This window comes from Bradyrhizobium ontarionense (genome assembly GCF_021088345.1).
Lineage (GTDB): Bacteria > Pseudomonadota > Alphaproteobacteria > Rhizobiales > Xanthobacteraceae > Bradyrhizobium > Bradyrhizobium ontarionense.
Genome location: NZ_CP088156.1, coordinates 3,425,083 through 3,441,863, shown reverse-complemented (window position 1 = coordinate 3,441,863; position 16,781 = coordinate 3,425,083). Strand labels below are relative to the sequence as shown.

The window sequence follows — 16,781 nt, the reverse complement described above, 5'->3', positions numbered from 1 at the left end:
CGGCGTTGGCCTTCGTTCTCATTCCGGTTTCGCTCGCGTCGGCGCAGTCGGCGGCGCCAGCGGATCCGACCGAGGCCGGCAAGGCGGTGTTCAAGCGCGCGAACTGCGTCGGCTGCCACAAATGGCACGGCAATGGCGGTGGGGGTTACGGCGGCGACGCGCTGTCGCTGCGCAAGACCCAGCTCACGCGCGAGCACATCATCGAGACCGTGACCTGCGGCCGGCCCGGGACGGGCATGCCCTATTTCGCGCGCGGCTCGTACGACACCGCCAAGTGCTACGACATGAGCCGCCAGGACGTCGGCGAGCGCATGCCGCCCGAGGGCGGCACGTTTCTTCGACCCAACGACATCGAGGCGGTCGCGGACTACGTGCTCGCTCACATCAAGGGCCGGGGCGAGCCGAACTACGACGAGTGCACCGCCTTCTTCGGCAACACCTCGCGCGTCTGCGACATCTACAAGGCGGGCGACGCCAAGCCAGCAAGCGAGCCATCGAAATGAGACGATCAACCTGCGCCGCGATCTTCACCGCGTTGCTTCTGCCGTTCGTAGTACATGCGGCCTCGGCCCAGGCCGTGCCGGCATATGATCTGCGTGACATCACCGTCGGCATGCCGGTCGGCGATCTGCCCGATGCCGGCTATGTCAATCTGACCTGCGCCAAGGATCCGGAGCGCAAGCTCAGCGCCTGGTCGGGCTGGCGCGACTGTCCGGCCGACGCGCAGGCGATGCGCGCCGTGCGCTTCGACTTCGATCCGGAGACCAGCCAGGACGGCACCAAGGTCGCCGGTCATCCGGTGCTGCTGACCGCTCTGGTCGACGACAAGGGCACCGTCACCGGCCTGACCATCGAGACCGATCCGAAGGCGCGGCTTTACATTCGCAAGAAGGCCTTCCTGCTCGGCAATCAGGTGAAGTCGCGCTACGGCGCTGAAGGCTGGGATTGCAAGGAATTGCAGCCGACGGCGGGCGAGCAGCCGGTCGGCGGCGTATTCCTTCGCGAGGTCTGCAGCAAGGCCGTTCCGGGCCGGACCCTGACGGTCGAGCGCGAGCTGTTCCGCAAGCCGGATCAAGACGCCAAGAGCTTCGTCGACCAGACACTGGTTCGGATCACGAAGGCTACCAACTAGTCCGTCGCCGACCGTCATCGCGCTCCGCTGGAGGCGTGCGCCAGTCGGCGTCGTAAACCCGGCTGCCGGAGGGAACGACGATGAGGGATCTCTTGAATTTCGGGCAGATGCTGTCGGCCCATGCCCGCATGTCACCGGACCGTACCGGCGCCCGTGATCTCGAGCGTGAGATGAGCTTTGCGCTGTGGAACGAGCGCGCCTGCCGGCTCGCCAATGCGCTGCTCGGGCTCGGCCTCGCCAAGGGCGATCGCGTCGCGATCCTTGCCTATAACTGTGTCGAATGGTGCGAGATCTATGCCGCCACCGCCAAGGCGGGCCTTGTGGCGCTGCCGATCAATTTCCGCCTCACCGCGCCCGAGGTGCAGTTCATCGTCCAGAACGCCGAAGCGGCCGCCATGATCGTGCAGGACGAGCTCACGGATCTCGTCGAGGAGGCCCGCAAGGATCTCGGCATCGCCGACGACCGCTTCATCCATTTCGGTACCAAGCCGCGGCCTGCGGGTTATCGCGGCTATGAGGACATCATCGCATCGGCTGCGGATCGCGAGCCGGACCAGCAGGTCACGCTGTCCGATCCCTGGACCTTGATGTACACCTCGGGCACGACGGGCAAGCCGAAGGGCGTGCTGCGCAGCCACCGCAGTGCTGTCTTGCTGTCGATGGTCACCGAGATCGAGCTGAAGCTGAGCCGCAACGACGGCGCGCTGCTGGTGATGCCGATGTGTCACGCCAACTCGCTCAACTTCTTCGGCGCCTTCGGCTATATCGGCGGCGTCAATTCGATCTATTCGCGCAAGAGTTTTGATCCCGAACACGCGGTGACGACGCTCGCCGACGGCGGCTCGACCTTCACCTCGCTGGTCCCGACCCACTACATCATGATGCTCGATTTGCCGCGCGCGCTGCGCGCGCAGCACGATTTCAGCGCGGTGACCAAGCTGATGATCTCCTCGGCGCCGGCGCGCCCCGAGACCAAGCGCGAGGTGATGGAGATGTTTCCGAAGTCCGGGCTCTACGAGCTCTATGGCGCGACCGAGACCGGCTGGGTCACCATGCTGCATCCGCATGAGCAGTTCACCAAGCTCGGCTCCGTGGGCCGCGAATGCGTCGGCGCAGCACCCATCCGCATCCTGGACGAGGCCGGCAATGAGGTGCCGGACGGCGAGGCGGGCGAGCTTTATTCCAGCAACGCCCACACCTTCGACTGCTATTGGCGCCTACCTGAGAAGACGAAGGAGGCGTTCCGCGGCGACTACTGCTCGGTCGGCGACATGGCGCGGCGCGATGCCGACGGCTACATCCAACTCGCGGACCGCAAGAGCAACATGATCATCTCCGGCGGCGAGAACATCTATCCGTCCGAAGTCGAGGCGCTGGTCGGCGCCCATCCTGGTGTCAAGGATATCGCTGTGATCGGCCTGCCCGACGCCAAATGGGGCGAGCGCGTCCACGCCGTGATCGTGCCGCGCGACGGCATGGCCGTGAATGAACGCGAGCTGGCCGAATGGGCGAGGGAGCGTCTTGCCGGCTTCAAGCGGCCGCGCACCTACGCCTTCATCACCGACAGCGAAATGCCGCGCAATGCGACCGGCAAGATCCTGCATCGCGAGCTGAAGCAGAGATTCTCGCAGTGACGTGGCTGCCCTTCGCTCCAGTCTGATATGTAGCTGCGATGCAGGCCGTCCTCAATTCCGCTCTTCCCATCTTCGCGCTGATCCTGACCGGGTTCCTGTGCGGCTGGTTCGGTGTGTTCGATCGCACCGCGACCGACAACCTGAATCGTTTCGCCGTCTATCTGGCGCTGCCGGCGCTGATCTTCACGGCGATGTCCAGGATTGGAGTCGAGCAGGTCAGCCAGTTCGGCTTCATCGGCGCCTTCTGCGGCGGCATTGCCGCGACCTTCGCGACCGGCTTCGTGATCAGCAGGCTGCGCGGCCGCCGAATCGCCAATGCCAGCATCGAGGGCCTCGATGCCGGCTACAGCAATGTCGGCTTCATGGGCATTCCGATGTGCCTGCTGGTGTTCGGCCCGGACAGCGCGCCGGCCTCGATCATCGCCACTTTGTTCACGGCCTGCGTGCTGTTCCTGTTCGCGATCGTCGTCGTCGAGATGGATCTGCAGAAGGGGGCCTCGTTGGGTGCGACGGTCGCCAAGGTCGCACGCTCGCTGTTGACCAGCCCGTTGTTCATCGCACCCGTCGCCGGGCTCGAGGTGGGCCTGAGCGGCTTCGCGCTGCCCGCGCCGTTGCTGAGCTTCACGACCCTGCTCGGCGGCGCCGCGTCGCCGGCCGCATTGGTCTGCATCGGCCTGTTCCTGGCGCAGGAGCGGGTGGTCACGCACGATGCAGCCTCGATCGGCATCCTTGTCTCGCTGAAGCTCGTGATGCAGCCGGCAGTGACCGCGCTGCTCGCCTTTCACGTGTTCTCGATGCCGCCGCTGTGGTCGCATTCGGCCGTGATCCTGAGCGCGCTGCCGATCGGCTCCGGTCCGTTCACGATCGCCAAGCTCTACGGCCTCGAGGCCGGCGTCACCTCGGGCGCGATTCTCGTCTCGCACATCTTCGCCGTTCTCACCGTCTCGCTGCTCGTGGCCTGGCTCGCGCCGGGCTGATCACACTCACATTCGCCGGAGTCGTCAGATGAATATCTCTCCCGACAGTGCCGCCGATCTGATCGCCCGTCTGCTCAAGCGCCGCGGCGTGAGCCGCGTGTTCGCGCTGTGCGGCGGCCACATCATGCCGATCTGGATGCGGCTCGATGCGGCAGGCATTCGCATCGTCGACGTGCGTGATGAGCGCGCGGCCGTGCATATGGCGCAGGCGCATGCGGAGCTCACCGGCGAGCTCGGCGTTGCGCTGGTCACGGCAGGGCCCGGCATGACCAATGCGATCACCGGCATCGCCAACGCCCATGTCTCGCGCGCGCCGGTGCTGGTGATCTCAGGCGGCAATCCGCGGCCGCAGGAGAACCGCGGCGGGCTGCAGGACATGGACCATACCCAGCTGGTGCGCTCGATCACGCGCTATGCGCGCACCGTGCGCGAGCCGTCGCTGGTGCTGCAGGAGCTCGACGAGGCGATTTCGCGGGCGTTCGGCGAGGGCGGAGAGCCCGGTCCATCCTTCATCGACTTCCCGGTCGATACGCTGCGTGGCCTCGTACCGAAAGCGCTGCAGCTGGAGGAGCATCTTGCGCCGAAGCCACGCGTGGCGACGCGGCCGGATCCGGCCGAGGTCGAGAAGGCGGTCGAGCTGTTGTGGTCGGCGCGGCGCGTGCTCGTGATTTCCGGCCGCGGCGCGCGGGGCGCCGGCCCTGAGCTGATCGCGCTGCTCGACCGGCTCGGTGCCGTCTATCTCGACACCGGCGAGAGCAGGGGACTCGTGCCCGACGATCATCCCTCCGTGGTCGGCGCAATGCGCGGTGCTGTCATGGGCGATGCCGATGTCGTGCTGACGGTCGGCCGCCGGCTCGATTTCCAGCTCGCCTATGGCTCGCCGGCCGTGTTCAAGGAGGCCACATTCGTGCGCATCAGCGACACGGCATCGGAGCTGCGCGACAACCGACGCGGCGCCGCCGAGATCCTGGCCTCACCCGCCGAGACTCTGCGCGCGATCGTGGCGCTGGCGGGCAATCGCGAATCCGCTGTCGATCGGCAATGGGCGGGCAAGCTGCGCGCCGTGCATCAGGAGCGCGCGGCCAAGCTGAAGCAGAGCATGGCAACGGCGCCTGCCGGCTCCGACGGACGGCTGCATCCGAACCGCGTGCTCTCGGCGCTGCAGGACGCCATCGGCAATGACGCCGTTGTCATCACCGATGGCGGCGATTTCCTGTCCTTTGCCCGCGTCGGCTTGAGCGCGCCGCTGATGCTCGATCCCGGCCCGTTCGGCTGTATCGGCGTCGGCGTGCCCTATGGCATCGCCGCAAGCCTCGCCTTCCCCGACAGGCCCGTGGTGGTCGCGACCGGCGACGGCGCCTTCGGCTTCAACGCGATCGAGGTCGACACGGCCGTGCGCCACAAGGCGCCGGTGCTGATCGTCGTCGCCAACAACGGCGCCTGGCAGATCGAGGTGCACGACCAGACCGTGACGCATGGAAAAGTCGTCGGCACGAAGCTGCAATTTGCAGATCATGCCGCGATGGCACGTGCGTTCGGCATGCATGCCGAGCGGGTGGAGACCGAGGAGCAGCTTGCGCCCGCGATCGCCCGCGCGCTCGCCAACCGCCCGGCGCTGCTCGACATGGTTGTTACACCTGAAGCTGTCTCGTCCGATGCCAAGACCGGGCTCGCCTGGGTGCCGGACCTGCAACCGCTCGCGGCCTGGGACGAGGCCGAGCGCAAGTGGCGCGGGGAGTCAACGGACTGAACAGCGGAGCGGTTGCTGTGGCCGCCAAAGCAGCAACTTGGGGCAGGTTCGCTAGTGGTCGGCGCGGAACGTCGCGGCCACGTCCGCGTCCAATGCGGCCAGCGGCCACAGATGCACCCGGCCGGCTTCCGTGCCTGCGGCCAGCCATGAGCCATCGGGCGAGAGTGCCAGTGCGTTCACCTCACCGGGGCCGGTCGTAAACCGGAAGATCGGTTCGGCTCTTCCAGGCGTTCCGACCGCAATCGAGCCATCGTCCAGTGCTGCGGCGACCAGCTTTCCGTCGGCCGCCAAGGCCGAGCGCCGGATCCGGCCGGCGGTTTCGAGCGACGTCCATTCGACCTGGCCATCGCGGGACACCGCCTTGATCGATGTGCTGGAGGAGACGACGAATGCGCCCGAAGAGGTTGTCCCGAGAACGGCATCCGCAGAGGGCAGCGTGACCGGGCTCGACTTGCACGATCTGGTATCGACCATGTTCAGATTGATCTGGGCTCCGTCCTTCCCGGCTTGCGAGAAAAAAGCTGCGCTGGCTCCGCGATCGAAGAGCTGAACCTTCGCGCTGCCCTCGACAGCAACAACCGATCTGCAGAGATCCGTTTCCGTCGTGCTTCCTCCCGGAAGCGACCAGCCCCAAATTCCGGGTTTCGTGAGTTCTCGCCTCACGATGATGGTGTGCTGCTTGGGATCGACCAGGACAGTGACGCCGCGTTGGCTTTCTGCCCCGACCGTCACCTCGAACGCCGAGCCGCCATCGGTCGCGCGCCACGCCTTCACGGTGGTCGACTTGCCTGCTCTGCAAGCCTGCCAGAGCGTGCCGGCGTCGCCGCTCCAGCCGCTGCCGACCTCGAATTCGCAGCTGGCAAACGGCTTGAAGACCGTACGGCTGACCTGCTTGGTCCCGAGCGTGTAGGTCGTGATTTCGTTGGAGGCGCTGCGGAAGCGGATCTCCTGATCATCCGGCGTGAACGTCAGGCTCGAGATGCTCGATCCGTCCGCACTGGTCGGAACATCGACCGCCTCGCACGTGGCTGTGGTCCAGACCTTGAGGACCTCGCCATCGAAGGCGGCGAAGTGAGCCCCGGACGAGCTGAGCGCAATCGCTTGATTGCGCGGTTGCACGACGCTCTTGGGGCTGCACCGGCTGCCTCCAATGGTCCAGAACGTCATCTGTCCAGTCCTTGACCGCTCGACGATGGCCTTGCCCCGCACGACCATGTCGGAATTGATGCGGCCGTCGTCCGACTTGGCATAGGGACCGGACAGGAGCGCCCCATCGGAAAGCGCGCGAAGACTGACATCCTCGGTGTCGAGCAGCGCAAAACCATCACCCAGGCTGACGGGAAGAAGAGCCTCGTTGGGGTCGTCCTTGCGATGGGTCTCGACGGTGGCGCCATCGGTCAGGGCGATCACGTCCAACGATGTCGAGCTGTCCGTACTTCTGAACGCCATGCGCTGACCCGCATCGTCGAACACGGCCTTCAATCCGAACATACTCGTCCGCTCAATCGTCCGTTGCCACAGCAGGTTTCCCTTAATGTCCAGCGCCTCAAGCAGAGTGATGTTGCGTTCGCCCGCGGCCACCACCCGGTCATCGTCTGCGTTCAATTGCCGGTACCAGCGGCTGAAATTGTTGTCCGACAACACCTGTGCCGAACCGGAATCCACCTGCCAGCATAGGATGGCAGAGAGCCGGGCTCCGCACACCGACCCGTTCAAGCCGGAAAAGGCCAGGCTTTCGACTCCTGACGGGAACTCACCATTCGTCGCCAACGGCCTGTGCATCCTGGCTTCACGCGCCGAGATATTCAGGACATAGGGCATTCCGCCATATTCCGTGGCAACTCCCAGCATCGTTCCCTGGGGCCCGAATACGACATCCCTGATGCTTCGCTGGCGCCCAATGTTGGACCTCGCCCAGAAGCCGCGATCGACCGGCGGCAGCCACTGCCATTGCTTGGCTCCAACCACGATGCGGTCTTGACTGGTCCATTCCAAAACCGACGAGTTGAATGCCTGTGTCGTTCCCGCATGCGGGGCGGTGCCGACCACCTCATTCGTCTCCGTCTCGACGACGACAAGATTGTCCTTCTCGTCCATCGCTGCAACCCATCGGCCGTCGGGCGAAACGGCGGTCAGCATGGCCTGGTCCGAGAAAGGACGTGACTGGAGTGCAGCCACCGGGCCGTTGGTCGGGGACAGATCCCAGGCGAGAATCGAGCCTGCGTTTCCAGCGGCAGCGATGTAGCGTCCGGACGCGCTGAAGGAAATGCGCCCGGCTGAAGCTGACCAATGTCCGAGGCTGGCCGTCTCGACCCGGAACGACCAAAGCGTTTTTCCGGTCCGGCTCTCGAAAACTTCCAAGGTCTGATCGGCAAGGCCGAACCCCTGCCGCATCACTCCAACCATGGCGCCATCCGGTGAAAGACGCAGCGAATCTGCCTCGGACGCCACCAACGGCCAGGCGGCCTGCGCCGCTCCATCGCGCTCGACCGCAATGATGAACTTGTCCTTCTCCGCCGCCGGGCGCAGCGTCGCCTTGGTTGTCCCGACCTGATCGACGAGCGGGTCTCCGGGCTTGAGGGAGGGAGGCTCGCTGACACCCTGCCGTTCGCTCAACTCGCGCAGTCCGGGGCGCTGCAGGCAATCGACGAGGGCCGTCCTCAGATCGTCGCCAGGCCTGATCTTGGCTGCCTCCTGCAGCGCCTGGATGCCCGTGTCCCTGGCCCCGACCGTGACGTCACGACAGGCAACCCTCGCCGTCTGCAGCCGCGACGTCCGAAGCGAGTTGTTGCTCTCAGCCTCGGCGTTTCTGGCGTCGATGTAGAAGCTGATCGCAACGGCTGCCGCGGCCAGGGCGCCGCCGGCAAAGCCTCCGACGATCAGGCGTTGACGGCGAAGCCGCGTCAGCTCGCGGTCGCGTTCAGCAAGGTCCTTTCGATGTTGCTCCTCGACCGCTTTCGTCGATGCTACGAGGAAGCTTGCCGATTTGTCGGTGGCGCCGATGCGTTGGGTGGCAAGGAGACGCTTGGCGCGATCGAGCCGCGCCTCGGCCCAGAGATACTCGGGACGCCGGCCGCTGCTTTCCCACAACGCGGCGTCCGTCTGCGCCTCCGTGCGGACCATCAGCGCGGCGCGCGCTTCCTTGACCCAGTCCGCGAGCCGGTTCCAGGCGCCGAACAGAGCCTCGTGGGCAGGCTCGACGAAATCGCCATCAGCAACGAGCAGGCGGGCCGCTTCGAGCGCGTCGATTCCCCGCGTCGATTGTGCAGGGAGGCCGGACCGCAAGGCCTGCCGCTTGAGGATGGAGCCGTCGGTGGAGATCTGGATCATTTCCAGCAGCGCAATCCGGAGCGCCTCCGCGTCCGCGGGATTGTCGATCACCGACTTCGTCGCCGCTTCTGCCGCTCGCTTCACCGCGCCTTCGATCCGGCCGAGATCGGTGACATAGCTCGCGGTGAGCAACCGCCCTTCGGCTGAGCGGCGTTCCCATAATTCACGGAGAGCAAAGGCAAGGAGCGGCAATGCCTGGCGTGCACGCACGTCCTGCAGCAGCTCCTGTGCCAAATCCGGATCGAGCTGTAGCCCGGCGGTCTCCGCAGGCGCCGTGATGGTGCGCAACAGTTCGCTTTCGCTGAGCGGAGCGATCGTGACCAAGCGCCCCCGCATCAGCAGCGGGACGGTCTTTTCGACCGAGGCGACGCGGTCCGACCGCAATGATCCAAGCACGACGAGACGCGGATGGTCGATGTCGAGCACGTTGAGCAGCCACGCCGGCAGCCCTTCCTCGGCGGCGGGAGATGCCAGCTCCTCCAGCTGATCGATCATGACGACGATCGTGGTATCCGCATCGTCGGCGACGAGGGCACGCAGCGTCGCGCGAAGTTCGTCCTGCGACTTGAAGTCCTCGCTGACCTGGCCCGGAGTCCGTGGCCGCGGCGACGTCGCAAGCAGGGCCGAGATCGTTTCCGCAAGCTTCGACAGCGGCTCCAGCGACGGCCTGACAGGCGGGAGCACCAGCCAGCGGCGGGGATCCAGCCGCAGCCTTGGCAGAATGCCTGCCCGAAGCAGCGACGACTTGCCGGTGCCGGAGGCTCCGAGCACGATCAGTGCACGCGGGGCGGAGCCAAACGTCGCCAGATCGTGAATGCGATCGAGAATGGCGCGGATGTCCTTCTCGCGTCCGAAGTAGACGCCGGCGTCGTCGGCGTCGAAGGCGGACAGACCAGGGTAGGGCGGCCGCGTCGGATTCCAGGCCATGCTGTCGTTGGCGCGAATGCCGATGGCCTCGAGCCCGGCCAGGAGCCTCGTGAGCATACTCTGCCGGTCGATCGTCGCAGACTGAAACTGGGCATAGCGAAGGATCGGCGGCAGCTCGGCATCATCGAGCAGCAGGGGGATGATCGGACGGCCCAGGGCCTTGGCATGAGTCAGCTCGGCGAAGCACCATTTCGAATCGTTGAAGTGCTGGCTGACGAGCGCGATGACTGCCGCGCACGACCGGAGCTTCTGATAGAGCAGGGTTTCCCACTGCTGCCCGGGAAGAATTGAATGATTGTCAATGAAGACGTCGCGAAAACCAGCCTCACGCAGCTCATCGCGCAGGTGTTCGGCGTCGGTCTTGTCCTTCGAACTATGACTTATGAAAATAACCGGCATGTCACCGCTCCCAAGCAACTTTAGCTCAAGAGTCGGTGCAAGTCACCGGAGGTTGTCATCTCGAGATGGGCACGGCAGGCGGTGCCAGGGCCTGCGACGCGACCTCTGACCGTCTGATGAGACGTATCGTCGCCTTGTCCGGCAGGATCCCGCCGCTCCCTACACCTGCTGCAATTGCCGCGGTGCGCTGAGCCACAGCGCGAGCAGGGTGCAGATCGCGCCCGACAGCAGATAGCCGCCGGCCGAGATCAGGCCGAGATTGGCGGCCAGCACCAGTGCTGCGAGCGGCGCGAAGCCGGCACCGAACAGCCAGGCGAGGTCGGCCGTCAAGGCCGAGGCGGTATAGCGAAAGGTCGGTGCGAAGTTCGAGGCGATGGCGCCGGAGGATTGGCCGAACGACAGGCCGAGCAGGATGAAGCCGAGCACCATGTAGATGGTCTCGCCGACCGGGCCGGCGTCGAGCAGCTGCGGCGCAAAGCCCGAGAACACGGCGATCGCGATCGCAGATCCAATCAGCAGCGACTTGCGCCCGATCCGGTCGGCGAGCATCCCGGAGGCTATGATCGCGACCACGCCGAACACGGCGCCGACGGCTTCGATCATCAGGAAGCGCGCCGGCGTCTCCTTGGTGAACAGGAACACCCAGGACAGCGGAAACACCGTGACCATGTGGAACAGCGCGAAGCTCGCCAGCGGCGCAAACGCGCCGATGACGATGTTGCGGCCTTCATGCCGGATCGTGTTGACGACACTGGCGGGCTGCAGCTCGCGAGACTGGAACAGCTCGTCATATTCCGGGGTGACCACCATGCGCAGCCGGGCGAACAGCGCCACGACGTTGATGGCGAACGCCACGAAGAACGGGTAGCGCCAGCCCCAGTCGAAGAAGTCAGCGGCCGAGAGATAACCGACGAAGAAGGCGAACAGCACGCTGGCGACGATCAATCCGAGCGGCGCGCCGAGCTGCGGGATCATCGCATACCAGCCGCGCTGGTTCTGCGGCGCGTTCATGGCCAGCAGCGACGCCAGGCCGTCCCAGGCGCCGCCCCAGGCGAGGCCCTGGCCGATTCGCGCCAGCGCAAGCAGCCAGATCGCGGCAGTGCCGACCGTATGATAGCTCGGTAGGAAGGCGATCGCGACCGTCGAGGTGCCCAGCAGGAACAGCGCGGTGATGAGCTTGGCACTTTTCCCATAGCGGCGGTCGACCGCCATGAAGATCACGCTGCCGAACGGGCGGGCAAGGAAGGCGAGCGCGAACAGCGCGAAGGAATAGAGCGTCTGGGTCAGATCGTCGGCGAACGGAAACACCAGCCGCGGAAACACGATCACGGATGCGATGGCATAGACGAAGAAGTCGAAGAATTCGGACGTGCGGCCGATGACGACGCCAATCGCGATCTCGCCCGGATGCGCCTCATGCGTGCGGGAGAGGTTGGTTTCGCCGTCGGCGGTCGCCGCTGCCTGTGTCATCGCGCTGCCTGCAATCCCTTTACGCCTTTATCCGCACCCGTAATTGTCTGCCCCGGCGCCGCACCGGTATTGGACAAATTGTCCAATGTCGGGCACGTCGTCTCGCCGCTACCTCAGGCCTCGTTCAGAAATCCGCCTTCGAGGTCGAGCGTGCGTTACTGGAAATTCTTGGCTCTGCTGCCGCTGGGGCTCGCACTCGGCGGCTGCAATCTGGTCGTGCTCGCGCCTGCCGGCGACGTCGCCGCCCAGCAGCGCGATCTGGTGATCATCGCCACCGTGCTGATGCTGCTGATCGTGGTGCCGGTCATGGCGATGACCGCCATCGTGGCCTGGCGCTACCGCCAGTCGAATCATTCGGCGACCTACACGCCGGACTGGGATCATTCGACCCAACTCGAGCTCGTGATCTGGGCGGCGCCGCTGCTCATCATCATCTGCCTCGGCGCGGTCACCTGGATGGGCACGCATCTGCTCGATCCCTACCGCACGCTCGGCCGGATCGCGGCCGATCGGCCCGTGACGCCGCAGGACAAGCCGCTCGAGGTCAATGTCGTCGCGCTCGATTGGAAGTGGCTGTTCATCTACCCGGAATACGGCATCGCCAGCGTCAACGAGTTGGCCGCGCCGGTGAACCGGCCGCTCGATTTCAAGATCACGGCGTCCTCGGTGATGAATTCGTTCTACGTCCCGGCACTGGCCGGCCAGATCTATGCAATGCCGGGCATGCAGAGCCGGCTGCACGCTGTCATCAACAAGCCCGGTCTCTATCGCGGCTTCTCGGCGAACTACAGCGGCTCCGGCTTCTCCGGCATGCGCTTCGCGTTCCAGGGCCTGTCGGATGCGGATTTCGCCGGCTGGATCGAGAAGGCGAAAGCGAGCGGCAGCCAGCTCAGCCGGGAGGGCTATCTCGCGTTGGAGCGCCCCAGCGCGAACGAGCCTGTCCGCTACTACGCCTCCGTGGACGGCGACCTGTTCCGGGCGATCCTCAACATGTGCGTCGAGACCGGCAAGATGTGCATGAGCGAGATGATGGCGATCGACGCCAAGGGCGGGATGGGGGTGGCCGGCATCCGCAACACGCTGCCGCTGACCTACGACAAGCTCGCCGGCCGCGGCGCCGTGTTCGGCGCGGAGCCGAGCTTCGTTGCCGGCGGAGTCTGCCTGCCGGGCGACCAGACTGTCCAGATGTCGGATGATTCGTCGCGCACCGTCATGGCGCCGCTCGACTGGACGCCGCTGCAGGGCCGCGGGCTGGAGCGGCCCGGCCTGATGCGGCCGTCGAAGGCATCATTCATCACGGGGCCCACCTCCAAGTCGGATTCGTGAGGGTACGATCATGTTCGACACGTCAGATCTCACCAGGTTCATCTTCGGCCGGCTGACGCTGGACCAGCTGCCGCTGCATGAGCCGATCATCATCGGCACCTTCGCGATGGTCGCGCTCGGCGGAGCGGCCCTGTTCGGCGCCATCACCTATTTTCGCCTGTGGGGCTATCTGTGGAAGGAGTGGTTCACCACCGTCGACCACAAGCGCATCGGCATCATGTACATGGTGCTCGGCATCGTCATGCTGCTGCGCGGCTTTGCCGATGCGCTGATGATGCGGCTGCAGCAGGCGATCGCCTTCAACGGATCGGAAGGTTATCTCAACTCGCATCACTACGATCAGGTCTTCACCGCCCACGGCGTGATCATGATCTTCTTCGTGGCGATGCCGCTGGTCACCGGCCTGATGAACTATGTCGTTCCGCTGCAGATCGGCGCCCGCGACGTGTCGTTTCCGTTCCTCAACAATTTCAGCTTCTGGATGACCACGGCCGGCGCCGTGCTGGTGATGTGCTCGCTGTTCGTCGGCGAGTTCGCCCGCACCGGGTGGCTGGCCTATCCGCCGCTGTCGAATATCTCCTACAGTCCGGATGTCGGTGTCGACTATTACATCTGGGCGCTGCAGGTCGCGGGCGTCGGTACGTTGCTGTCGGGCGTCAACCTGATCTGCACCATCGTGAAGATGCGCGCGCCCGGCATGACGATGATGAAGATGCCGGTGTTCACCTGGACCTCGCTGTGCACCAACGTGCTGATCGTCGCCTCCTTCCCGGTGCTGACGGCCGTGCTGGCGCTGCTGTCGCTCGACCGCTACGTCGGCACCAACTTCTTCACCAACGACTTTGGTGGCGATCCGATGATGTATGTGAACCTCATCTGGATCTGGGGCCATCCGGAGGTCTACATCCTGGTTCTTCCGGTGTTCGGCGTCTTCTCCGAGGTCACCTCGACCTTTTCGGGCAAGCGCCTGTTCGGCTACACCTCGATGGTCTATGCCACCGTCGTCATCACGATCCTGTCCTACCTCGTATGGTTGCACCATTTCTTTACGATGGGCTCGGGCGCCAGCGTGAACTCCTTCTTCGGCATCACCACCATGATCATCTCGATCCCGACGGGCGCGAAGATGTTCAACTGGCTGTTTACGATGTATCGCGGCCGCATCCGCTTCGAGCTGCCGATGATGTGGACCATCGCTTTCATGCTGACCTTCGTGATCGGCGGCATGACCGGCGTACTGCTCGCGGTGCCGCCGGCCGACTTCGTGCTGCACAACAGCCTGTTTCTGGTCGCCCACTTCCACAACGTGATCATCGGCGGCGTTGTGTTCGGCGCGTTCGCCGGCATGGCCTACTGGTTCCCGAAGGCGTTCGGATTCAAGCTCGACCCGTTCTGGGGCAAGCTGTCGTTCTGGTTCTGGACATCAGGCTTCTACTTCGCCTTCATGCCACTCTATGTGCTCGGCCTGATGGGCGTGACCCGGCGACTGCGCACCTTCGACGATCCAAGTTTGCAGATCTGGTTCGTGATCGCGAGCATCGGCGCGGTCCTGATCCTGCTGGGCATCGCGAGCTTCATCGTCCAGATCGCGGTCAGCATTCTCAGGCGCGAGCAGCTCGCCGACGTCACCGGCGACCCCTGGGACGCGCGGACGCTGGAATGGGCGACCTCCTCGCCGCCGCCGGCCTATAATTTCGCGTTCACGCCGGTCGTACACGACAACGACGCCTGGTGGGACATGAAGCGCCGCGGCTACACACGCCCGCTCGGCGGCTTCAAGGCGATCCACATGCCGAGCAACACCGGCACCGGTGTGATCCTGGCCGGGCTCAGCACGACCATGGCGTTCGGCCTGATCTGGTACATGTGGTGGCTCGCGGCCGGAAGCTTCATCGCGCTGCTCGCGGTCGCGATCACCCACACCTTCAACTATCACCGCAGCTTCCACATCGCGGCCGATGAGGTCGTGGGCGTCGAGCGCGCCCGCACCGAATTGCTCGCGGCAGGAGCCAAGTCATGACCGTTGCGATGGGCACCCTGAAGGCCGGCGAGCCGGTGTTCTACGTCGTCGACGAGCACGAGCACGCCGAAGGCGACAGCACGATGCTCGGCTTCTGGCTCTATCTGATGAGCGACTGCCTCATCTTCGCGATCCTGTTTGCGGTCTACGGCGTGCTCGGCGCCAGATACGCCGCAGGGCCGGCGCCGAAGGACCTGTTCGACCTGTCGCTGGTCGCAGTCAACACCTCGTTCCTGTTGCTGTCGTCGCTCACCTACGGCTTCGCGATGCTGTCGATGCAGCAGAACCGCGTCGGTGCGATGCAGGGCTGGCTGGTGGTGACCGGCCTGTTCGGCCTCGCCTTTCTCGGCATCGAGCTCAGCGAATTCGCCCACATGATCCATGAGGGCGCGACGCCGCAGCGCAGCGCGTTCCTGTCGTCGTTCTTCACCCTGGTTGGGACGCACGGCCTGCACGTGACCTTCGGTCTCGTCTGGCTGATGACCTTGATGGTGCAGGTCCGCACGCGCGGGCTGATCGAGGCCAACCGGCGCCGGCTGATCTGCCTCAGCATGTTCTGGCACTTCCTCGACGTGATCTGGATCGGCGTCTTCACCTTCGTCTATCTGATGGGAATGCTTCGATGAGCTCGCACGCCCACCTTCCAGTCGACCATCATGCCGCCGATGCCCATGCCGGCACCCGCTCCGGCCAGCTGATCGGCTTCGCGGCCTCCGTCGTCCTGACGGCCGTGCCGTTCCTGCTGGTGATGAACGGCTCGCTCGACAAGCAGGCCACGGCGCTGATCATCATGGCGCTGGCCGCCGTCCAGGTCGTCGTCCACATGATCTTCTTCCTGCACATGAACACGCGCAGCGAGGGCGGCTGGACCATGATGGCGCTGATCTTCACCATCGTCATGGTGGTGATCGCGCTCAGCGGCTCGCTGTGGGTGATGCATCACCTGACCACCAACATGATGCCGGCGCACGAGATGGGCCAGACGCCTTGACCCGCCGTCCGGTTGCGGGCGGTTCGCCGGCCGTATCCGTTCGGCCGCGGCTGATCACGATCGGTGTCGTCTGGGCGACCTGTGTCGCGGTCCTGCTTGCGCTCGGCATCTGGCAGGTCGAGCGGCGCGCCTGGAAGCTCGACCTGATCGACCGCGTCGAGCGCCGCGTCCACACCGAGGCGGTGCCGGTTCCCGGTCCGGCGTCGTGGCCCGGGACCAACCGGTCCGACGATGAGTACAGGCGCGTCGCCGCGAGCGGCCGCTTCCTGCATGACCGCGAGACGCTGGTGCAGGCCGTGACGGTCGAGGGCCCCGGCTATTGGGTCGTGACACCGTTGCAGACTGCCGAAGGCGTCGTGCTCGTGAACCGCGGCTTCGTCCCCGCTGACCGCCGTGATCCCGAGAGCCGCAAGGCCGGGAACCCGGCGGACGAGGTTCGGGTGACCGGCCTGCTGCGATTGTCCGAGCCCGGCGGCGGTTTCCTGCGCCACAATGATCCCTCAGGCAATCGCTGGTATTCACGTGACGTTGTCGCCATCGCGGCCGCCCGCGGCCTCGCCCATGCCGCACCGTTCTTCGTCGATGCGGATGCCACGCCCAATCCGGGCGGTTTTCCGGTCGGCGGGCTCACGGTGATCTCCTTTGCGAACAACCATCTGGTCTACGCGCTGACGTGGTTTACATTGGCTTTGATGCTGGCCGGCGCCGGGCTGCAGCGGCTGCGCCGCGCCTATGGCGGTCTTGGTTCGTCAGCAGCGCAGGGCTTGGAATGGGATCATCGGCAAGCGGACATCCGCAGACACGAGGCGTCAGCCTCTTGAGCAA

The 16,781-nt window shown here is 65.2% G+C and carries 13 protein-coding genes; 11 read left to right on the top strand and 2 right to left on the bottom strand.

Translation table 11 applies throughout. From position 1 onward, the window contains the following. Positions 1-5: 5 nt before the first annotated feature. From LQG66_RS15540 to LQG66_RS15520, 5 genes are all read left to right on the top strand, one after another. Positions 6-503, top strand: a complete 498-nt coding sequence (locus LQG66_RS15540) for a c-type cytochrome (RefSeq protein WP_231327802.1) — start codon at positions 6-8, stop codon at positions 501-503. Further along, positions 500-1,132, top strand: a complete 633-nt coding sequence (locus LQG66_RS15535) for a hypothetical protein (protein WP_231327077.1) — start codon at positions 500-502, stop codon at positions 1,130-1,132. The genes LQG66_RS15540 and LQG66_RS15535 overlap by 4 nt, the downstream gene beginning before the upstream one ends. A gap of 80 nt (positions 1,133-1,212) precedes the next feature. Next, complete coding sequence (locus LQG66_RS15530; RefSeq protein WP_231327076.1) at positions 1,213-2,766, top strand: AMP-binding protein; 1,554 nt, start codon at positions 1,213-1,215, stop codon at positions 2,764-2,766. A gap of 38 nt (positions 2,767-2,804) precedes the next feature. After that, positions 2,805-3,743, top strand: a complete 939-nt coding sequence (locus LQG66_RS15525; protein WP_231327075.1) for an AEC family transporter — start codon at positions 2,805-2,807, stop codon at positions 3,741-3,743. 28 nt (positions 3,744-3,771) lie between these two features. Next, the gene (locus tag LQG66_RS15520; protein WP_231327074.1) at positions 3,772-5,493 is read left to right on the top strand and encodes a thiamine pyrophosphate-binding protein; all 1,722 of its coding nucleotides are present in this window, start codon (positions 3,772-3,774) and stop codon (positions 5,491-5,493) included. Positions 5,494-5,544: 51 nt separating this feature from the next. Here LQG66_RS15520 and LQG66_RS15515 read toward each other — a convergent pair whose 3' ends face one another. Next, on the bottom strand, positions 5,545-10,083 hold the full coding sequence (locus tag LQG66_RS15515) for an nSTAND1 domain-containing NTPase (protein ID WP_425601341.1): 4,539 nt from the start codon (positions 10,081-10,083) through the stop codon (positions 5,545-5,547). On the opposite strand from LQG66_RS15515, the gene LQG66_RS37245 reads away from it, so the two are divergent. Next, entirely contained in the window at positions 10,042-10,173 is a 132-nt protein-coding gene (locus tag LQG66_RS37245) for a hypothetical protein (RefSeq protein ID WP_256460623.1), read from the top strand. The genes LQG66_RS15515 and LQG66_RS37245 overlap by 42 nt on opposite strands. Positions 10,174-10,308: 135 nt before the next feature. On the opposite strand, the gene LQG66_RS15505 is transcribed toward LQG66_RS37245, so the two are convergent. Then, a complete protein-coding gene (locus LQG66_RS15505; RefSeq protein WP_231327071.1) occupies positions 10,309-11,619 on the bottom strand; it encodes an MFS transporter in 1,311 nt (436 codons plus the stop codon). 150 nt (positions 11,620-11,769) lie between these two features. On the opposite strand from LQG66_RS15505, the gene cyoA reads away from it, so the two are divergent. Genes cyoA through LQG66_RS15480 form a run of 5 tightly spaced genes read left to right on the top strand, consistent with a single transcriptional unit; the run spans position 11,770 to position 16,777 of the window. Continuing rightward, positions 11,770-12,945, top strand: a complete 1,176-nt coding sequence (gene cyoA / locus LQG66_RS15500; RefSeq protein WP_231327070.1) for a ubiquinol oxidase subunit II — start codon at positions 11,770-11,772, stop codon at positions 12,943-12,945. A gap of 10 nt (positions 12,946-12,955) precedes the next feature. Then, on the top strand, positions 12,956-14,965 hold the full coding sequence (gene cyoB / locus LQG66_RS15495) for a cytochrome o ubiquinol oxidase subunit I (RefSeq protein ID WP_231327069.1): 2,010 nt from the start codon (positions 12,956-12,958) through the stop codon (positions 14,963-14,965). Beyond that, a complete protein-coding gene (gene cyoC / locus LQG66_RS15490) occupies positions 14,962-15,591 on the top strand; it encodes a cytochrome o ubiquinol oxidase subunit III (protein WP_231327068.1) in 630 nt (209 codons plus the stop codon). Before cyoB ends, cyoC begins: the two co-directional genes overlap by 4 nt. Next, positions 15,588-15,956 (top strand): cytochrome o ubiquinol oxidase subunit IV, encoded by a 369-nt coding sequence (gene cyoD / locus LQG66_RS15485; RefSeq protein WP_231327067.1) that lies wholly within the window; start codon positions 15,588-15,590, stop codon positions 15,954-15,956. Before cyoC ends, cyoD begins: the two co-directional genes overlap by 4 nt. Beyond that, entirely contained in the window at positions 15,953-16,777 is an 825-nt protein-coding gene (locus LQG66_RS15480; protein WP_425601314.1) for an SURF1 family protein, read from the top strand. Before cyoD ends, LQG66_RS15480 begins: the two co-directional genes overlap by 4 nt. Positions 16,778-16,781 lie beyond the last annotated feature (4 nt).